This window comes from Novosphingobium sp., assembly GCF_031424035.1.
Taxonomy (GTDB): Bacteria; Pseudomonadota; Alphaproteobacteria; order Sphingomonadales; family Sphingomonadaceae; genus Novosphingobium.
Genome location: NZ_JANPGP010000069.1, coordinates 1 through 2,398, shown reverse-complemented (window position 1 = coordinate 2,398; position 2,398 = coordinate 1). Strand labels below are relative to the sequence as shown.

The window sequence follows — 2,398 nt, the reverse complement described above, 5'->3', positions numbered from 1 at the left end:
AAGGGCGTGCCGCACTAGTCCCGCTGGCATGACGGTGGCCCGGTTCAGTGGGTGCCCTAGGCGTGTGACATGGCGATTGCAAGTCGGGAAAGACTCGCATGTGCGCTTTTATATGCAATTGAGAAGCATTTGCAATAAGAGTCTAGCAAATGAGGTGAAGGCGCGTCGATATCCGGGAAAGCTCTCGATCGGACAGCAGGGGCCGGGTTCACGCAGAGACGCGGAGAAGAAAGGGAGGCGCAGAGAAGGGTCCTGGGAGCCAAAGTTCAATTCGCTTCGACAGCACGCGAACTAGGAAAGATTGCGCGGCTTCGCCGCACGCGCGAATCCTCCGCGCCTCCCTTTCTTCTCCGCGTCTCTGCGTGAACCAGTCTTACCCCACCAGAGGCGCGAACCGGCTTTCCAGCCCGCGCGCCATGCGCCGGTCGAGTTGGCGGCAGATCGCCAGCCACTTGCGGCCGCTGGTGTCATCGCCGGCATCGAAAGCTTCGGCCGCTTCGCGCCGCGCCACGGCAGCAGCGCCCATGCCGTGACGTGCGAAGTGCAGCAGGGTATCGCGCAGCACCTGCGGATCGCTCATCAGGTCGCCGATCGCCCGCCCATTGTCGTTCGCGCCGCGAGACACGGACCGGCGCGTGAAAATGCGCGCGAGTATTGCGTCGTTACCGGTACGGGAAGCGGCGAAGGTGAGGGCCATGGGGGTGAGTGCGCCTGTGTTGTTGCTCTTGGAGCACCTCTCTAGAGCAGGTACGCCAAGGCTTCGTCTACGCCTATGGTTTACGGGAGTTTACCAGGGCCATAGCGCCCCGCGATCAGGTGCCCGGCTGGGCGATCCACTTGCCAGAATCCTGATATTCGGGGCGGATGCCCTGCGCTTCAGGCAGCTTTTCGCCGCGGTACTGCTTGTCACCGCCGCGCGCCTGCACATCGGGCGAATAGCTGGGCGCCGCCATCGGGCGGGCCGGGGCAAGACCGCCAGCGGTCGGAACCAAGGCGCCTTCCTGCGCGGTCTTGAGGCCTTGTTCATAGGCCTTCTGGATCTGCAGCGGATCGACGACCGACGGATCGGTCTTGTCCTGTGCCAGACTGGAGCGCGGGTGCGGTGCGGGCAAGGGCTCGCCGCCAACATAGGCAGTGCGAAACGCGCCCGGCGTTCCGGCCGGACCCTTGAAGCGATAGAACCGGTGTGCGCCGATCGTGCCGAGGTAATTGAGGCTTGGCGCCCAATAGGGGTGGACCGCGATGGTGTGGTAATGCGTCGCCAGTCCCACCGGCGCATAGACATAGCCAGACAATGCGGCGCGGGCGACATTCTCGGCGCGCAGCCAGAACATCCGGCTGGGCACACGGTTCAGCGCGCCGTCGCAAGTGAACGAGAACTGGCATCCGGTGGTGCGTTCCGACCCCTGGAACACCACGCCGCAGACGGTGTTGGGATAGGCCGGGTGCATCACGCGGTTGAGCACGACCTGCGCAACGGCGCGCTGGCCGCCATCGGGTTCACTCGCCGCTTCGTAATAGATCGCCTGCGTCAGGCAGGTTAGCGCGCGGTTGCTGTCGGTCAGATTGCCGTTAAGCCGCAGCGAACGCGCGGTCGGCCCGGCGAACGGATCGACGCCGCCTTCTTCGGAATCCCATTGGGCCCCGGTATCAAGCGGCTTGGTCGGCTCATCGGGTGCGAGGTAATAGAAGGCCGATCCGGGGAACGAATCACCGGTCCGCTCGAACGGCATCGGCTCCAGCTGGACCTGCGCCTTCCCGGCATTGCCGATGGCGAAATCGGACCACGAGCTGGGCGCGGCAATGGCCGGGAAAGCAACCGCCGCCAGCAGCAGACCCGAGCGCTTGCCGATGTGCCGCCGCCGCCGCTGTGCACCGACGCCACCCGCGCGCCGGGGCAACCGAGCGGCAAAATCGCGCGGCGGCAGTTCGGCAGAAAGGTCGACACTCTGGGACATCTGGCGGGCAGGCTCCATGGGCGTGTTCGATACGCGCCTTCGCGCGTACCCCAGCGTGCCCCAGCCGCGCGACTGCGGATTCCGCGCCGTACCGGAAGGGGACAGTCCTGCCCTGTAAGGTGAATCGGTTAATGAACCTCCCCGCTTGCGCCCCTGCAAAGCGGCGCGTAAGGGCGCGGTCGACGTCATGGGTTGTCCGGTGCAAATCGGACCTAAGAGGGAAGCGGGTTCCAATCCCGCGCTGCCCCCGCAACTGTGACCGGGGAGCTTGCGCTCACTATGCCACTGGCCATCTGGCCGGGAAGGCGGGCGCAGGCGGTGATCCGGGAGCCAGGAGACCTGCCGATGATGGTCGTTCCGCAGCCGGGCGGGGTGTACCGGATGCAGCGTGGGCTCGCCAATAAGGGCGGGTGGCCTCGCCATGGACGACGTTCGTTCAT

The 2,398-nt window shown here is 65.5% G+C and carries 2 protein-coding genes and 1 riboswitch; both genes read right to left on the bottom strand.

Annotated elements, in window-relative coordinates; all coding sequences use genetic code 11:
* Nucleotides 1–373: 373 nt before the first annotated feature.
* Nucleotides 374–697 carry a hypothetical protein gene (locus tag RMO89_RS10120; protein ID WP_310532895.1) on the bottom strand — a complete coding sequence of 108 codons (324 nt, stop codon included), beginning with the start codon at nucleotides 695–697 and terminating at the stop codon, nucleotides 374–376.
* 115 nt (nucleotides 698–812) lie between these two features.
* Entirely contained in the window at nucleotides 813–1,958 is a 1,146-nt protein-coding gene (locus RMO89_RS10115; RefSeq protein ID WP_310532894.1) for a cell wall hydrolase, read from the bottom strand.
* Between the two features lie 172 nt (nucleotides 1,959–2,130).
* A riboswitch (cobalamin riboswitch) is annotated at nucleotides 2,131–2,320 on the top strand.
* The last annotated feature ends 78 nt before the right edge of the window (nucleotides 2,321–2,398 follow it).

What these genes read in the sequence shown, in the direction of transcription:
- RMO89_RS10120 (WP_310532895.1), bottom strand. Translation starts at nt 697, where the DNA reads ATGGCCCTCACCTTCGCCGCTTCCCGTACCGGTAACGACGCAATACTC.
- RMO89_RS10115 (WP_310532894.1), bottom strand. Translation starts at nt 1,958, where the DNA reads ATGTCCCAGAGTGTCGACCTTTCTGCCGAACTGCCGCCGCGCGATTTT.